Source organism: Rhodococcus spongiicola (genome assembly GCF_004011835.1).
Lineage (GTDB): Bacteria > Actinomycetota > Actinomycetes > Mycobacteriales > Mycobacteriaceae > Prescottella > Prescottella spongiicola.
Genome location: NZ_RKLN01000003.1, coordinates 235,340 through 250,691, shown reverse-complemented (window position 1 = coordinate 250,691; position 15,352 = coordinate 235,340). Strand labels below are relative to the sequence as shown.

The window sequence follows — 15,352 nt, the reverse complement described above, 5'->3', positions numbered from 1 at the left end:
AGGAAGGAATCTCATGGCTCACGACCCGTACGACGGACTGCCCGCCCTGCCGTCCTTCACACTGACGTCCGACGACGTCACCGACGGTGCGCCGCTGAACAATGATCAGGTCAGTGGGATCTTCGGTGCCGGCGGCCACGACATCTCACCGCAACTGTCGTGGTCCGGCTTTCCCGCCGAGACGAAGAGCTTCGCCGTGACCGTGTTCGATCCGGATGCACCGACCGCATCCGGTTTCTGGCACTGGGCGGTCGCCAACATCCCGATCACCACGACATCGCTGCCGGCCGACGCAGGTGACGGCACCGGCTCCGGGCTACCCGCGGGCGCGGTCACACTACAGAACGACGGTGGTCTTGCCCGCTTTCTCGGCGCCGCCCCTCCGAAGGGCCACGGTCCGCACCGCTACATGATCGCGGTCCACGCTGTCGACGTCGACAGGCTCGACGTGACAACCGAGTCGAAGCCGGCGTTCCTCGGTTTCAACCTGTACTCCCACGCGATCGCCCGCGCCGTTATCACGGGAACCTACGAGCAACGGTAGGCCTCGGAGGTCGGGACATCGTGAGGTGATAGCTCAGGGCACGTGGAGTTCGGGGCAGGGGGTCAGGTGCGCGCGCCCGCACCTATCGCCTCACTGATCGAGCGGAAGCCGTTCTCGCGAACCTTGCGCGCCAGCCCCTTGTGCAGCCTGCGGGCATAGAAGGGACCGCCGTAGATGAATCCGGTGTAGCCCTGAACCAGCGACGCGCCCGCGAGGATTCGTTCCCACGCCTGGTCGGCGGTCTCGATACCGCCGACGGAGATGAGCGCCAGTTTGTCGCCGACGCGGGCGTGCAGACGCCGCAGCACCTCGAGTGAGCGCACGGCGACGGGCGCGCCGGAGAGCCCACCCGCTCCGATCTCGTCGATACGGGACCGCGGGGTGCGTAGACCGGACCGTCCGATCGTGGTGTTGGTCGCCACGATTCCGGCGAGCCCCAATTCGACCGCGAGATCGGCGACGGCGTCGACGTCCTCGTCCGACAGGTCGGGAGCGATCTTCACGAGCACGGGGACCCGGACGGTGTCGAGAACGGCCTGCAGCAGCGGCCGCAACGACTCGACCGCCTGTAGGTCACGCAATCCCGGCGTGTTCGGGGAACTCACGTTGACCACGAGGAAGTCGGCGAGCGGCCCGAGCAGGCGCGCGCTCTCGGTGTAGTCCGCGGCGGCATCCTCGGCAGGAACGATCTTGGTCTTGCCGATGTTGGCGCCGATCGGCACGTCCGCGCGCCGGTGCCGCAAGTAGTTGGCTGCGTTCCCGGCGCCGTGGTTGTTGAAGCCCATGCGGTTGATCAGCGCCCGGTCGTCGGGGAGCCGAAACAGACGCGGCGCCGGATTGCCCGGTTGCGGTTGCGCGGTGACGGTGCCCACCTCGGCGAAGCCGAACCCCATGGGGCCCCACGTATCGACACCGGTGGCGTCCTTGTCGAATCCGGCGGCCAGCCCGACCGGTGCGGGGAAGTCCACGTCGAATGCCCGGACGCGCAATACGGGATCGTCGACCACGAGCACCCTGGCGACCAGGGCACGGATCGGCGCGAAGCGGGTGACGAGGCGCATTGCGGCGAACGCCAGGTGGTGGATGCGTTCCGGGGGCACCCGGAACATCAGACGCAGTAGCAGGTAGTACACGAATCTCCCTAGATTCCAGGTGCCGGAACGTGGTGGGTGGTCTTGCGCCGGCGGAGCAGGATCCGGCGGCTGCCATCGGTGTAGAGGCGCACCCGGGACAGTTCCCAACCACCGAACTCGGCCTGCAGCGCCAACCGCAAGGAGGCGCTGACACGGGTCACGTCACGGGGCAGTCGCAGCGGGAGGTACTCGAACTCGTCAGAGTCCGTCTCCCACTCGAGAGGGATTCCGCGGAAGCGACGCGACACGGCGGATCACCGGGCCGGCAGCGGGATCCGCTGCAGGCCATCTCCAGTCGCTGAACCGACGAGCAGCGTTCCGTCGGCGGTGTCGACCGCGACGGAGTTGGGCTGGCGGACCGTGAAGTACCGGGCTTCCTCGACCGGAATACCGGTCGAGATGTCGAAGCCGACCACGGCGTTTTCTTCGGTCAGCGTGACCCACACGAGGCCGGTCCGCTCGTCGTAGGCGACTCCGTAAGGGGCACCCGGGACCGGGTAGCGCTGCCGCATGATCAACGGGTCGGTGGTGAAGACCAGCAGTTCGTTGCCGGTGGTGTCCGTGACGAGGATTCGACCGAACGGGTCGGTCGCGAGTTGGGTAGCGCCCTCTCCGGCCCGCAGCGCCATGCCGAGCGAGGAGTCGTCGAGATCGATTTCGGTCACCGAGGTCTGGCGTCGATCCAGGGCGGTCAGGTCGCCGTTGGTCAGTGCCAACGCATCTACCGACGCGAGACCGGAGACCGTCTTCGTGACATCGCCGGCGGTGTCGATCACCTGGACCTCCCCGCTGGCCAGACCGACCGCCAGCGTGCCGTCCGGGAGGAAGACCGCAGAGCGAGCGTCACCGTCGACGGTGATCGAGGTCTTCTCGCCGGATGCGGTGTCGACGATCTGCACGCGACCGTTCATCGGGAGCAGCACCCGCCCGTCAGGCGCAGTGGCGATCTGCGTGGCGGCCCCGTCGAGGACGACGTCCCGCGGTTGCGAACCCTCGGACTGCAACTGCAGGCGCGTTTCGTCGTCGGTGAGGATCGCAACGGTGTTCGTGGTGGGGTCGAACGCGAGTGCGTCGATCGAGACGCCGAGGTTCTGCACGGTACCGTCCGGCGTCGCGCCACTCGGGGACACGGCCGGGGTGGCGGGTTCGATCGTCGCGAGGTTGTCACCGCCCGTCACGGATGCGCACCCGGCCAGCAGCAACGCGGTGCCGATAGCGGTGGCGATGGTGCGCGGTGCGGGTATTCGCATTGGTGTGCTCCTGGAAACTGGTGCGGGATACTGCATGTTCGCTGTGTTCGCTCGCCTCTAGCATCCATGATCGACCGGACCGGCCGGAATTCGAGTCACCTCTTCGCGCGATGAGCGACTCTCAGGGGGTGCCGGCTGGATCGCCGCGTCGCGGCAACACCAGCATCGCGCCCGACCGCGGGTGTGGGAATACCTCGACCGGGTGCCCGTACACGTCGCTGAGTAATTCCTCGGTCAGGACGTCCGCCGGTGGACCGTCGGCCACCGCCCTCCCGCCGTCGAGCACACAGATCCGGTCGGCATAGGCGGCGGCGAGGCCGAGGTCGTGCAGAACCACCACCACGGCGGCACCCTCGCCGGCGCGGTCGCGGACGATTCGCATGACCGCCTCCTGGTGGCCGAGGTCGAGCGCCGCGGTCGGCTCGTCGAGCAACACCGTCTCAGTGGACTGGGCGAGCACGCGAGCGAGGGCGACCCGGGCCCGCTCGCCACCCGAGAGGACGCTGAACGGGCGACCGGCAAGGTGCCGGACGTCGCACATGTTCAGGCATTCGTCGATACGCCGGTCGTCGTCGGCCTCGCGACTGGTTCGGTGCCACGGAGATCGGCCCATTCGGACGACCTGTCGGGCGGTGAAGGAGAAGCCGACGGTGTGCTGTTGCGGCAGTACCGCTCGCCGCCGGGCCATCTGGCCCGGCGACCAGTGTGCGAGCGGGTGCCCGTCGAGTTCGACTGCACCCGATGCGACCGGCTGATCACCGGACAGAGCGGCCAGAAGGGTCGACTTGCCGGCGCCGTTGGGGCCGACCAGCGCGAGCACCTCTCCGGCGTGGACCGCAAGACTCACTCGGTCGAGGACGGCGCGGCCGCCACGTTCGACCCTGACATCGGTGGCGCGCATCGTCACCGTGCCCCGCTCGTTGAGGGCGGGAAGGTCGGATCCGCGCGTGAACAGGCGGCGGGAGCGGTCGAGCAGGAAGGCCATCACGCCCATCCGCCTTGGCGCGAGCGGGTTCGACGCAGTAGCCAGAAGAAGAACGGTCCGCCGACGAGCGAAGTGAGCATGCCGAGCGGCAGATCGGCATTCGGTACCAACGTGCGGGCGCCGAGGTCGGCCGCGAGCAGGACCACTGCGCCGCCGAGCACGCTGGCCGGAAGCAGCAGTCGGTGTCCTGGGCCGACGAGCATCCGCATGACGTGCGGAACCACGAGGCCGACGAACAGGATGATGCCCGTGAACGCCACGCTCGACGAGACCAGTACCGCCACGATCACGATCGCGATCAGCCGCAACTTCTCGACGTCGACGCCCAGATGCCGGGCCGCGCTCTCGCCGAGCGCCAGCAGGTCCAACCTGGGCGCGATGAGCATCGACGCGGCGATACCAGCGATCGCCATCGGGGCGACGATCGCGACTGCGTTCCAGGTCGCGCCGTTGAGGCTGCCCAACTGCCAGAACACGATCTGGTCGCGGGCAGCTGGGCTCGCGACAAAGGTGAAGAAGGCGATGAGGCCGCCTGCGAATGCGTTGACGGCGATACCGGTCAACACCAAGGTCACAACCTCGGTGCGCCCCTCCGCACGCGCCAGCAGGTAGACAAGCGTCGTCGTGATCAGCCCCGCGATGAACGCCGACGTGGCCACGGCCGGCCCGGCGGTGAACGCGCCACCGAGGACGATGGCCGCGCTGGCACCGACAGCGGCGCCCGCGGAGACACCGATGACGCCTGGCTCGGCGAGTGGGTTGGAGAACACACCTTGCAGGAGAGCGCCGGCGCAGCCGAGAGCGGCGCCGACCAACATCGCGAGAATGACGCGGGGGAAACGCACCTGCCATAACGTCACTTCACCGCTGGGATGTGACGGCATCGGGCCGATGTTCAGCCCGATCCGGTGTGTGAGGCTGCCGAGGACCTCGGCCGGGCTGGTCGGGACCTGACCGATGGTGGCGGAAGCGAGGGCAAGGAACGTGAGCAGGATCACCAGGCCCGTGATGACTGTTCCGGCGCGCACTCGGGGACGAGCTCCAATGACTGGGCTCGAGGGCCGCTGGTCAACGCTCATTCCGCGGTGGGACGGTAGATCGCATCGGACAGGGCCGAGAGGATCTGGCCGGTGTCGGGTCCGAAGCTGAGGAGCACGCTGTCGGACATGTCTACGACCCGCTTGTTCTGCCCCGCCGGGGTCTGCGCGAGGCCGGGGATGTTCTCGAGCCCGTCGAGCCCGCCGATGGATTCGAGTCCGCCGGTCATCATCAACAGGACGTCGGGTGCTGCCGCGATCATGGCTTCGGTGGTGACCGGCTGGAATTGCTGGGTGAGACCGGAGGCGGTGCCCGCATCCGTAGCCCCGAGGGCCTCGATCAGCGCATCCGCGCCGGATCCGGGGCCGCCGAGGATCATGATCGCGGGACCACGAAGGTAGAGGAATGCGATCTCGAGCCTGTCGCGATCCTGCGGAACCGAAGCCTCGGCGTCGGCGATCTCCTGTTGGGTGCGCGCGACCAGCTCCGCCCCTTGCGCCTGTACCCCGAGGGCCTGCGCGACGGCGGTGATCTGCCCGGGGACGCCTTCGAGCGTACGGGCGGGATCGAAGAACACGACAGGGACGCCCGCGGCGCGGAGTTGGTCCTGGACGGCCTTCGGGCCGATGCTGGTGTCGGTGAGGACGACGGTCGGGGCAAGGTTCAAGATCGCCTCGGCGTTGAGCGACTGCCCGCCGGGTGTGATGTCGGGGATGCCCTCGGCGGCCGGAAACGCCGATGCGGTGTCCCGGCCGACGACGTTGTCGCCCAGGCCGAGGGCGAACACCGTCTGAGTCAGAGTTCCGTAGCGGTCGGCCGTCACGATCCGGCTGGCATCGGTGACCGTCACCTCGACGCCGTCGAAGCCTCGCACGGTTGCGGGCAGTTGTGGTGTCGGCTTGTCCGCGATCGGGCGAGGATCGGTGTTCGCGACCACCGCAGTGGTGCGGCCTCGCTGGTCGGTGTCGCCAGTCGTGACGGAAGTGCAGCCGACGAGGGCGACGGCCGACGCGATCGCGGCCGATGCGGCGAGAAGTCGGGGGAGGTATCTCATTTCACAAGGTAGCGATCTATGTCGGCTTCGAGGTCTGCGAACAGAGCACCGTTGAGTCCGTAGGCCAGGTTGACCTCGTCGATGAACCGAGCCTGCTCCTTGGCGGTCAGGGGCGCCCTGTCGAGCTTGGCGCGGTACTCGTCCTTGAACACCTTGGGCTTGGCGATCTGGTCGAAAATGTAGAAGCGCAAACCGTCGACCTCGTAACCGTAGGCGCGCTCGAGCATACGACGGATGATCTGGCCACCGGAGAGATCACCCAAGTAGCGCAGGTAGTGGTGCGCGACGAAGTCGGCTGGGGACGTGAACGCAACCTCCTCGAGGCGCGCGACGTAGCGTGCGGTCGCGGGTGTGGCGATGACCTGCTCCCGCCACTGCGGTCCGCGTAGGAACTCGAGGTCGGCGGCCAGGGACGGCAGGCGGATGAGTTCGGGTGCGATGAACGGAGCCGCGAGGGCATCGCCCGCATGGATCTCGCCTGCGCGTTCGAGTGCCTCGTACACGAGGTACGTCTGCGTGAGAAGTGCGGCGTAGCCGTCCTCGAGGAGCCTGCCGGCGAGGAGATCGCCGACGAACCGGGACTGCTCGGTCGCGCGGTGAGCCGCGTCGGTCTCGGTCTTGATCCGCTTGGCGAAGCCGGCGGATCCGTCGACCGGGGACTGCCGATCGAGCATGTCCATGTGATCTCCTTCAACGGTGACAACGGGGCGATAACTGGTACGAGGTTAGCCTATCCTTCTATTGCCTTCGCTCCGCCACCCAAACTTTCGTCCAGCACGCGCGCGGTTCGGTGTTCAAGCACTCACATCGTCGAGCGCGGCCGCGATTGCCGGCGGCAGTTCGAGTTCCTCAGCCGCCAGCACGCCGGTGAGCTGTGCGATATCTCGTGCACCCACCACTGCACTCGACACTCCGGGCCGGTCCCGGGCCCACGCGAGAGCTACCGCCAATGGTGAGGTGCCCAGTCCGTCGGCCGCGGTGAGGACGGCGTCGACGACCCGGACCGATATTTCGGTGAAGTAGCTTTGGACCTCAATTGCACGGTCGTCGTCCGCCCCACGCGAGTCGGCCGGGATCCCGTCCCGATACTTTCCGGTCAGTATGCCGCCGGCCAGGGGGATCGCGGCGAACACGCCGATCCCGTGGTGTGCGGCCGCGGGGAGCAGTTCCTCTTCGACACCACGGGCCAGCAGGGAGTACTCGGCCTGGGTTGCGACCAGCCGGCCGGGACCGTGTCTGTTCGCCGCCGTTGCGAGTTGCCACCCGAGGTAACCGCGAACTCCGGTGTAGCGGACGCGGCCGCTGCTCACGGCGTAGTCGAGCGTCGACGCGATCTCGTCCACGGGCGTCAGCGCGTCCCACGTTGCCACCTGCCACAGGTCGAGGTGATCGGTGCCTAGCTCGCGCAGTGTTGCGTCGAGCTGCGTCAACAAACCACGGCGGGAGCAGTCCACGCGCTGCCCACCCGAGGCGAACGGGTTGATTCCGGCGCTGCCGCCCAAGATGAGGTCTTCGCGCGGCACCACGTCATCGAGCAGCTCCGCAAGAATGCGCTGAGCCTTGCCGTCGCCGTAGGCGGGCGAGGTGTCGACGAGCGTGCCGCCCGCGTCGACGAACGCCGACAACTGTGCAGCGGCCTCGTCGCCATCGGTGTCCCGTCCCCAGTACAGGGTGCCCAGACCGAGCCTCGACACCCGCAATCCGCTCGTCCCCACCGCTCTGTTTTCCATAACCGCCCACGTCTCGACGCTGAGAATTCTGGTCGGCGGATCACGTCCACCAATCGAAAACACTAGTGCCGCCCACGGTGCGCCTGGTACAGCCACGCCGAGTACCGTCTCCCCGGTGAAACTTGGACCCTACGTGTGTAATCCGAATACACCGCTTCTCGCCCGTCGGTTTGCCCCTGTACCGAGTGGCCCGGGGTTGCACGCGTGATCGGGGAGTCGATGACCTGGCTTCAGGCAATCGTCCTGGGTGCGGTGCAGGGTCTGACGGAGTTCCTCCCGATCTCGTCGTCGGGCCACATGAGAATCGTCTCGGAGATCTTCTTCGGCACCGACGCCGGTGCATCCTTCACCGCCGTGACTCAGCTCGGCACCGAGGCGGCGGTTCTGGTGTACTTCGCTCGCGACATCGGCCGCATCGCGACGGCATGGTTCCGCGGCCTGTTCCACGCCGAGCATCGCGGCGGCCTCGACTACCGCATGGGCTGGTACGTCATTCTCGGCACAATCCCTATTGGCGTGCTCGGATTCCTGTTCAAGGACCAGGTCCGCACGAGCGCGAGGAATCTGTGGTTGATCGCCTCGGTGCTCATCATCTTCGCGTTGGTGATCGCGGTCGCCGAACACTATGGCCGCAAGAGGCGTCCCATCGAGGACCTGCGGCTGCGCGACGGCATCGTGATGGGTTCGGCACAGGTGCTCGCGCTGATCCCGGGCGTCTCGCGCTCCGGTGCCACCATCAGCGCGGGGCTGTTCCTCGGACTCACCCGTGAGGCGGCCGCGCGCTACTCGTTCCTGCTTGCCATCCCGGCGGTGGTTGCCTCGGGCTTGTTCAGTCTCCCGGACGCATTCGAACCCGTCGGCGAGGGACTCAATGCGTCTGGACCGCAGCTGTTCCTGGCAACGCTCATCGCCTTCGTGATCGGATACGCGTCGATCGCCTGGTTGCTCAGGTTCGTCGTGAACCACTCGATGTATTGGTTCGTCGGCTACAGGATCATCCTCGGAACCCTCGTTCTCGTGCTCCTGGCCACCGGGACTGTCTCGGCGACGTGACCGGTATCGGGCGCGCTACACAACTAGGCTGGGGCGCATGACGGTCATCCTGTTGCGTCACGGCCGGTCGACGGCAAACACGTCCCGAGTCCTCTCCGGCCGTTTGCCCGGTGTCGCCCTCGACGAAGTCGGCATCGAGCAGGCCAAGGGCTTGATCGACCGTCTGGCGGGAGTCGCGATCGAGGAGATCGTGCATTCGCCTCTGCTGCGTTGCGAACAGACCGTGGCTCCGCTCGCCGTCGACCGTGGTCTGACGCCACGCGTCGACGAACGGTTGATCGAGGTCGACTACGGGCGGTGGACCGGGCGCACACTGAAGGAGTTGCTCGACGAACCGGTGTGGAAGATCGTCCAGCATCAGGCATCGGCGGCTGTCTTCCCGGATGGGGAAGGCCTGGCGCAGGTGCAGGCCCGGGCAGTCGCCGCTGTCCGCGAACACGACCGTCGACTCGCGGACTTGCACGGACGGGACGTCGTGTGGCTCGCCTGCAGTCACGGTGACGTCATCAAGGCAGTGGTCGCCGATGCGGTGGGCTGCCATCTCGACGGGTTCCAGCGCATCGTGGTCGAACCGGCGTCGATCAGCGTGATCCGGTACACCGACTTGCGGCCGTACGTCCTACGGATGAACGACACCGGGAGCGATCTCGCCGGCATCGACGGTCGCGGTAGGGAAGTGGACAGTGGGCAATCGGTTCCCGGAGGTGAGGTCGGTCCTGCTCGGTAGGCGGATAATGATGAAGCGGAATGGATAGTCGAGGAGGTGCAATGCCACGCGCAATACACGTTTTTCGCACCCCTGATCGATTCGTTGCGGGGACGGTCGGTGAGCCCGGTGACCGCTCGTTCTACCTCCAGGCTGTGCACGACGCCCGGGTGGTGAGCGTGCTGCTCGAAAAGCAGCAGGTGCAAGTGCTGGCCGACCGTATGGGGCTGTTGCTCGACGAGGTCCATCGTCGGTTCGGAACAGACGTGCCCCCGGAGGGCGGCGAACTCGGTGACCTCAGCCCCCTCGTCACGCCGCTGGACGTCGAGTTCCGGGTCGGAACGATGGGCCTGGGGTGGGATGCGGAGGCCGAGGCGGTCGTGGTCGAGTTGCTCGCGGTGAGCGAGACGGAGTTCGACGAGTCGGTGGTCCTCGACGATGCCGAGGAGGGCCCGGATGCGGTCCGAGTGTTTCTCACGCCGATGCAGGCCCGTGAGTTCGCGTTGCGCTCCGAACGCGTGGTAGCTGCCGGACGGGCGCCGTGTCCGCTGTGCGGGGAACCGCTCGCGGCCGATGGGCACGTGTGCATCCGCACCAACGGCTATCGGCGTACCGCGGGATTCGATTCATCCGTCGAGTTCGGAGAAGAGCTCTGAAGACGGTGCCGGTCGACCCGCCGGACTCTACGGCCCGCAAGCTGCTCTCCGAGGGAGAGTTGACGCTGGTCGGCCGAATCGTTCACGCCAGCAACGCCACATTGGTATGTGAGGCGTCATCCGATGGACGGTCGATTCGATGCGTGTACAAGCCCGTAAGGGGCGAGCGGCCGCTGTGGGACTTTCCCCACGGAACCCTCGCGGGACGTGAGGTCGCCTCGTACCTGATCTCGGAGGAACTCGGATGGGGGGTGATTCCCCGCACCATCCTCCGGGATGGCCCGCTGGGCCCCGGCATGGTCCAGCAGTGGATCGATACACCGGATCGGCACCCGGAATCCGGCGGACAACTGGATCTGATCGACATCTGCCCGCCAGAGGAGGTGCCTCCGGGGTGGCTCGAGGTACTGCGCGCGCTCGACGTTCAGGGCGCTGAGGTCGCTTTGATCCACGCCGACGACCCCCGCCTGCAGCGGGTGGCCGTGCTCGACGTGCTGCTCAACAATGCCGACCGAAAGGGCGGTCATGCGCTCGAGGGAATCGACGGGTCGGTATACGGAATCGACCACGGTATCTGCCTGCACGAGGAATACAAGCTGCGCACCGTGCTTTGGGGATGGTCCGGGCAGCCGATCGGCGATGACCTGATGGTGGATATCGAGTCGTTCGTCAAGCGGCTCGGAGACGAGTTTGTCCCGGTGCTCGCCGAGTACATCACACTGCGGGAGATCGACGCCCTGCGCGGTCGTGCGAAGGCACTTCTTCACGACCCGGTGATGCCACATCCCGTCGGGTCTCGGCCGATTCCCTGGCCGGCGTTCTAGCGCCGCGTCCGACCGCGAGGGCGGATCGGACTCTCCATTAGGCTCATGGTCATGCAGTCTTGGTCCGAAATAGCTGTCCCGTCCGTGCCCGGTCAGGGCCCCGCCCTCCGGCTCTACGACACAGCGGACCGACAGGTCCGGCCAGTAACTCCTGGCCGGACCGCGAAGATGTACGTGTGCGGCATCACTCCGTACGACGCGACGCACCTCGGTCATGCCGCAACGTATCTGACGTTCGATCTGGTGAACCGGATCTGGCGGGATGCCGGGCACGACGTCCACTACGTGCAGAACGTCACCGACATCGACGATCCGCTGTTCGAGCGCGCCGAACGCGACGGCGAGGACTGGGTCGTCCTCGGCATGCGTGAGACGGCCCTCTTCCGCGAGGACATGGAGGCGTTGCGGGTCCTGCCGCCGCGCGACTACATCGGTGCCGTGGAATCGGTCAATGAGGTCGTCGAACTGGTCGAGAAGTTCCTCGCGTCCGGCGCGGCCTACATCGTCGACGATCCCGAGTACCCGGATATCTACTTCCGCGCCGACGCGACCAGCCAGTTCGGGTACGAATCCGGCTATGACCGCGCGACGATGGACCACCTGTTCGCCGAACGCGGCGGCGATCCGGAGCGTCCGGGCAAGGAGGATCCGCTCGATGCCCTCGTGTGGCGAGCGGAGCGTGCGGGAGAACCGTCGTGGCCGTCGCCGTTCGGGCCGGGTCGGCCCGGATGGCATGTCGAGTGCGCCGCCATTGCGCTCAACCGCATCGGTTCGGGATTCGATATCCAGGGCGGCGGCAGTGACCTCATCTTCCCGCACCACGAATATTCGGCTGCGCACGCTGAATCGGCCGCCGGTACAACGCGGTTCGCGCGCCACTACGTTCACGCCGGCATGATCGGCCTGGACGGTGAGAAGATGTCGAAGAGCCGTGGCAACCTCGTGTTCGTCTCCAAGCTACGTGGCGAGGGCGTCGACCCGGCCGCGATCCGGCTCGGGCTCCTGGCCGGGCACTACCGGACCGACCGCGCGTGGACGAATGAGCTGCTGGCCACCGCGCAGGAACGACTGAGCCTGTGGCGCAAGGCTGCCGGCCTGGGATCGGGGCCGTCCGCGGAAGACACGATCGCTCGGCTACGGCAGCATCTCGCTGACGATCTCGACACCCCCAAGGGACTCGATGCGATCGACGGCTGGGTGCGCCGGGCTCTGGACCACGGCGGGCCGGACGCCTATGCGCCGAGTGCAATCGCTACCGCGGTTGACGCACTACTGGGCATCGACCTGCGCTGATCGCGGTGCAGCACCGGCAGTGTTCCTGGCTGTCTGACGTTCCTGGCCGTCTGACGTTCGTGGCTGTCTGACGTTCGTGGCTGTCTGACGTTCGTGGCCGTGTGATGTTCACAACCGCGTGAACAGGTTGCGGTCTTCCTCGAACTCGCTGAGGAGTTCGGACGTCAGCGTCGGTCGGGTCTCGCCAATCGCGGCGAGATAGTCGTCGGTGGCCGCCGGTCGACCCGAGTTGTCGGGGACGTCGCGTTCGAACGCGGCCTGGGATCCCTTCCGGGCAGCAAACTCGATGTCGGCAGGCGTGAATCGCTCACTGGCGGCGACCAATCGGTCGAGATCGACGTGTTCCGCCGCATTGCCCAGGTATCGCTTCCACACCGCGCGTCGGGCGGGCGCGTCGGGTGGACCCACCGGGATGGTGTAGTCGAACCGCCCCGGGCGCAGGAACGCCGAGTCCAACGAGTGCACGGCGTTCGTCGCGCACACCAGAAGGCGATGCTCGCTTTCACGGAACGTCGGTATCAGTTTGAGTAGTTCATTGGTGACGCCGTGTGCCGGGTTCGTTGCGAGTCCGGTTCGGGTGCTGGCGATTTCTTCGACCTCATCGATGAACAGCACAACCTCGTCGAGTTCGGCGAGGTCCGCGAACACCTCCCTGAGGGCGGCTGCGAGACCACCGGGTTCCGTTGCCGCGAGGCGAGACGGGAACAGTTCCACGAACGGCCATTCGAGCCGGGATGCGATGGCCTTTGCAAAGCTGGTCTTGCCGGTTCCCGGTGGCCCGAACAAGATCACGGCCTTGGGTGGTTTGACCCCGTATCGGTCGGCGACGTTCGGGTGCTCGAGCGGCAACACGATGCGTCGCTCGATGATGTCCTTCACGGACTCCATCCCGGCCATCTTGTTCCAGAGGCCGATCGGCATCAGGCGTCCGCCGAGTTCGCTGAGCAGAGTCTGGTCGGGGCCGGGTGGTTCGAGCAGTTCGTAGTAGACCAGTCCGTCGCGGCGCACATATCCGGAGTGTTCGAGCGCGGCCGATCCGGTGGCGCCCTCGGGGAGAACAGCAGAGATCCGGCGCACACCGGAAGCGCTCAGTCGGCGCTGCAGATGGGCGAGCAGGTCGCTGCCGATGCCGCGATTGCGCCACCGGCCACCGAGCGCCACCAGCAGAATCCATGCTCGTTCGCCGTGTACCTGGGCCACCGCCATGCCCACGAGTTCGTTGCCCACGACCGCGACGACAGAGGGTGCGCCCGACCGGGCGGCGGCCACCACCTCGGCAAGAGTGAACACCGGTTCGGGGGAGCCGGGCGCTCGGCTCTGATCCCAGATCTCGATCGCTTGGTCCAGATCGTCGTTCTGGAAGTCTCGCAATCGCCACACCGGCATCTGCTCACCTCTATCCGATCGTCGGACCCTTCCAGTAGACACCGCGATCAACGTGCTGTCAGTCATGGCGTCAGGACGCGTACCCGAACGCGGTCGCCGGCGCGGTCGGTTGCGTGGGCCGGCCAGCGAACGGGTGCTGGGTCGGGTGGGAGCTCGGTACTATTCGCGCTGGGGGCCGCACTGCGACGCTGTGGAGGCGAACGGGCGATGGCACCGGACGAACTGGCACCGGACGAACTCATGAACGAGGCCTGTCGTCTGGCCATCGAGTCGGTCCGCAACGCCTGGGGTGGGCCGTTCGGGGCCGTGATCGCCCGCGGCGGCGAGATTGTTGCGCAGGGACAGAATCGGGTACTGCTGACCGGCGACGTCACCGCGCACGCTGAGATCGAGGCCATACGCAAGGCGGTGCAAGTTCTCAACCCGGAAGCGCCGACCATCGCCGTCGAGCACCGCAACCAATCGACCCTGGCGATGGTACCGGCCCCGGAGGGGACGCAAGATCGGTTCCCCCAGCGTGCCCGGATGCTGGTGGGGATGGAGATGTACACCACGGGCATGCCGTGCTTGATGTGCATGAGCGCGATCTATTGGGCGCGTCTCGACGCCGCCTACTTCGCGAGCGACCTCGCCGCTACCCGCAGCCTCGGTTTCGACGACGCGATTCAATACGAGGACTTCACCAAACCGTTCACGGAGCGGTCCGTCAAGATCGAACAGCTCCGACCGGACCTCGGCGCAGCCGCCTACGCCGCCTGGTCCGATAATCCGGACAATCATCCGTTCTGACCGAAGCGAAGAGTTTGTGCTATCGGCTGGGGTGCAAGATAATTCAGGTCGGAGTGATCGCTTGCGGAACCGGTGTGGTCTCGCCGAGAAGCTCCGGCTCCGATGCGCGGATCCGAGACGCGCTGCCTAGCCGAGAACGGCGAGAGCCCGCTTGAAGCTGGCCACTCGCTTGGACATCCCGTGCGTGCCACCGTTGACGATTCGCGAAACTCTCTCGATGCTTCCGGTGTCCGAGACGGCGTTGAGGTTGCGAGACTGCCAGTACCACGCCGCGGTGTCGAATGCGTTCTCCGGCGTGGCCATCAGCTCGGGATTGGCGACGAAGTCGATCCCGAGATCCTTGCTGACGCTCTGGTAGTTGTATCGGCCGGTGACCTGAATCGCTCCGCGCCCCTTGTATCGAACTCCGTCGCCGGGGACCACGTTGCCGAGATCGGCACGCCCCTCGTAAGCGCGACCGGATGCGTATTCCTCGAATGTGCGGAACGAGTCCGACTCGACGACGAGCTGCGCGATGAAGGCGGCTTTGCGGACGGGAGTATCGATTGTCGCCATCGTGAGAGCTTCGTTGAGCGGCGTGACGTACTCGGCCAGCTTCGCGGACGCCACATGCGGGATGATGCGCACGAGTTCGTCCAGCGTCACCGACGCCGGATTCGGAGGGGGCGGCGGCGGTGGGGGTGGCGGTGGTGGCGCGGGGTCGACCTGGGTGGCGGGAGCCGCTCCGGGCGCGGAGTCGGGCATGTCCAGGGCCTTCGCCAGGTTCTTCGTGTCGAGGAACTGGGCCGGTGCCGCCTGCGCGGCCGGCAGGGACTCGGCTTGGCTGGACGCGAATGGTCCGAGCACGACGTTCCCGATCCAGAGTCCGGCGGCGGCGAGGGACGCCACGCCCGTGAAGCGGGCTCGTGAAC

At 66.8% G+C, this 15,352-nt stretch carries 17 protein-coding genes; 7 read left to right on the top strand and 10 right to left on the bottom strand.

Annotation, left to right across the window (positions count from 1 at the left end):
• The first annotated feature begins 13 nt into the window (after positions 1-13).
• The gene (locus tag EF834_RS09220) at positions 14-544 is read left to right on the top strand and encodes a YbhB/YbcL family Raf kinase inhibitor-like protein (RefSeq protein WP_127946927.1); all 531 of its coding nucleotides are present in this window, start codon (positions 14-16) and stop codon (positions 542-544) included.
• 62 nt (positions 545-606) lie between these two features.
• Here EF834_RS09220 and EF834_RS09215 read toward each other — a convergent pair whose 3' ends face one another.
• The 8 genes from EF834_RS09215 to EF834_RS09180 all read right to left on the bottom strand — a co-directional run bounded on the left by EF834_RS09215 (position 607) and on the right by EF834_RS09180 (position 7,734).
• Complete coding sequence (locus EF834_RS09215; RefSeq protein ID WP_127946926.1) at positions 607-1,677, bottom strand: quinone-dependent dihydroorotate dehydrogenase; 1,071 nt, start codon at positions 1,675-1,677, stop codon at positions 607-609.
• An 8-nt stretch (positions 1,678-1,685) separates the two neighbouring features.
• Complete coding sequence (locus EF834_RS09210) at positions 1,686-1,925, bottom strand: DUF5703 family protein (RefSeq protein ID WP_127946925.1); 240 nt, start codon at positions 1,923-1,925, stop codon at positions 1,686-1,688.
• Positions 1,926-1,931: 6 nt separating this feature from the next.
• Positions 1,932-2,927: an NHL repeat-containing protein gene (locus EF834_RS09205; protein WP_127946924.1), complete on the bottom strand. Its 996-nt coding sequence runs from the start codon at positions 2,925-2,927 to the stop codon at positions 1,932-1,934.
• 121 nt (positions 2,928-3,048) lie between these two features.
• On the bottom strand, positions 3,049-3,912 hold the full coding sequence (locus EF834_RS09200) for a heme ABC transporter ATP-binding protein (RefSeq protein ID WP_127946923.1): 864 nt from the start codon (positions 3,910-3,912) through the stop codon (positions 3,049-3,051).
• Complete coding sequence (locus EF834_RS09195; RefSeq protein WP_127946922.1) at positions 3,912-4,991, bottom strand: FecCD family ABC transporter permease; 1,080 nt, start codon at positions 4,989-4,991, stop codon at positions 3,912-3,914. Before EF834_RS09195 ends, EF834_RS09200 begins: the two co-directional genes overlap by 1 nt.
• A complete protein-coding gene (locus tag EF834_RS09190; protein WP_127946921.1) occupies positions 4,988-6,004 on the bottom strand; it encodes a heme/hemin ABC transporter substrate-binding protein in 1,017 nt (338 codons plus the stop codon). The genes EF834_RS09195 and EF834_RS09190 overlap by 4 nt, the downstream gene beginning before the upstream one ends.
• The gene (locus EF834_RS09185; protein WP_127946920.1) at positions 6,001-6,684 is read right to left on the bottom strand and encodes a biliverdin-producing heme oxygenase; all 684 of its coding nucleotides are present in this window, start codon (positions 6,682-6,684) and stop codon (positions 6,001-6,003) included. Before EF834_RS09185 ends, EF834_RS09190 begins: the two co-directional genes overlap by 4 nt.
• A gap of 114 nt (positions 6,685-6,798) precedes the next feature.
• Positions 6,799-7,734 (bottom strand): aldo/keto reductase, encoded by a 936-nt coding sequence (locus EF834_RS09180; RefSeq protein ID WP_127946919.1) that lies wholly within the window; start codon positions 7,732-7,734, stop codon positions 6,799-6,801.
• A gap of 207 nt (positions 7,735-7,941) precedes the next feature.
• Here EF834_RS09180 and EF834_RS09175 point away from each other — a divergent pair, with 207 nt between their 5' ends.
• Genes EF834_RS09175 through mshC form a run of 5 tightly spaced genes read left to right on the top strand, consistent with a single transcriptional unit; the run spans position 7,942 to position 12,266 of the window.
• Positions 7,942-8,787 carry an undecaprenyl-diphosphate phosphatase gene (locus tag EF834_RS09175; protein WP_206615242.1) on the top strand — a complete coding sequence of 282 codons (846 nt, stop codon included), beginning with the start codon at positions 7,942-7,944 and terminating at the stop codon, positions 8,785-8,787.
• Between the two features lie 37 nt (positions 8,788-8,824).
• Positions 8,825-9,514, top strand: a complete 690-nt coding sequence (locus EF834_RS09170; RefSeq protein ID WP_127946917.1) for a histidine phosphatase family protein — start codon at positions 8,825-8,827, stop codon at positions 9,512-9,514.
• Positions 9,515-9,555: 41 nt separating this feature from the next.
• Positions 9,556-10,149, top strand: coding sequence for a DUF3090 domain-containing protein (locus EF834_RS09165; RefSeq protein ID WP_127946916.1), 594 nt, complete (start codon positions 9,556-9,558; stop codon positions 10,147-10,149).
• Between the two features lie 5 nt (positions 10,150-10,154).
• Entirely contained in the window at positions 10,155-10,973 is an 819-nt protein-coding gene (locus EF834_RS09160) for an SCO1664 family protein (protein ID WP_127946915.1), read from the top strand.
• A gap of 51 nt (positions 10,974-11,024) precedes the next feature.
• Entirely contained in the window at positions 11,025-12,266 is a 1,242-nt protein-coding gene (gene mshC, locus EF834_RS09155) for a cysteine--1-D-myo-inosityl 2-amino-2-deoxy-alpha-D-glucopyranoside ligase (RefSeq protein WP_127946914.1), read from the top strand.
• A 108-nt stretch (positions 12,267-12,374) separates the two neighbouring features.
• On the opposite strand, the gene EF834_RS09150 is transcribed toward mshC, so the two are convergent.
• The gene (locus tag EF834_RS09150; RefSeq protein ID WP_127946913.1) at positions 12,375-13,718 is read right to left on the bottom strand and encodes an ATP-binding protein; all 1,344 of its coding nucleotides are present in this window, start codon (positions 13,716-13,718) and stop codon (positions 12,375-12,377) included.
• Positions 13,719-13,859: 141 nt separating this feature from the next.
• Between EF834_RS09150 and EF834_RS09145 the strand changes: the two genes are divergently transcribed.
• Complete coding sequence (locus tag EF834_RS09145; RefSeq protein WP_328590552.1) at positions 13,860-14,441, top strand: nucleoside deaminase; 582 nt, start codon at positions 13,860-13,862, stop codon at positions 14,439-14,441.
• 126 nt (positions 14,442-14,567) lie between these two features.
• Here EF834_RS09145 and EF834_RS09140 read toward each other — a convergent pair whose 3' ends face one another.
• Positions 14,568-15,329 (bottom strand): glycoside hydrolase family 19 protein, encoded by a 762-nt coding sequence (locus tag EF834_RS09140; RefSeq protein ID WP_235871081.1) that lies wholly within the window; start codon positions 15,327-15,329, stop codon positions 14,568-14,570.
• Between the last annotated feature and the right edge of the window lie 23 nt (positions 15,330-15,352).

Coding starts and splice junctions, on each gene's coding strand:
- EF834_RS09220 (WP_127946927.1), top strand. CDS start 14: ATGGCTCACGACCCGTACGACGGACTGCCCGCCCTGCCGTCCTTCACA.
- EF834_RS09205 (WP_127946924.1), bottom strand. CDS start 2,927: ATGCGAATACCCGCACCGCGCACCATCGCCACCGCTATCGGCACCGCG.
- EF834_RS09200 (WP_127946923.1), bottom strand. CDS start 3,912: ATGGCCTTCCTGCTCGACCGCTCCCGCCGCCTGTTCACGCGCGGATCC.
- EF834_RS09195 (WP_127946922.1), bottom strand. CDS start 4,991: ATGAGCGTTGACCAGCGGCCCTCGAGCCCAGTCATTGGAGCTCGTCCC.
- EF834_RS09190 (WP_127946921.1), bottom strand. CDS start 6,004: ATGAGATACCTCCCCCGACTTCTCGCCGCATCGGCCGCGATCGCGTCG.
- EF834_RS09185 (WP_127946920.1), bottom strand. CDS start 6,684: ATGGACATGCTCGATCGGCAGTCCCCGGTCGACGGATCCGCCGGCTTC.
- EF834_RS09180 (WP_127946919.1), bottom strand. CDS start 7,734: ATGGAAAACAGAGCGGTGGGGACGAGCGGATTGCGGGTGTCGAGGCTC.
- EF834_RS09170 (WP_127946917.1), top strand. CDS start 8,825: ATGACGGTCATCCTGTTGCGTCACGGCCGGTCGACGGCAAACACGTCC.
- EF834_RS09165 (WP_127946916.1), top strand. CDS start 9,556: ATGCCACGCGCAATACACGTTTTTCGCACCCCTGATCGATTCGTTGCG.
- mshC (WP_127946914.1), top strand. CDS start 11,025: ATGCAGTCTTGGTCCGAAATAGCTGTCCCGTCCGTGCCCGGTCAGGGC.
- EF834_RS09150 (WP_127946913.1), bottom strand. CDS start 13,718: ATGACTGACAGCACGTTGATCGCGGTGTCTACTGGAAGGGTCCGACGA.
- EF834_RS09145 (WP_328590552.1), top strand. CDS start 13,860: ATGGCACCGGACGAACTGGCACCGGACGAACTCATGAACGAGGCCTGT.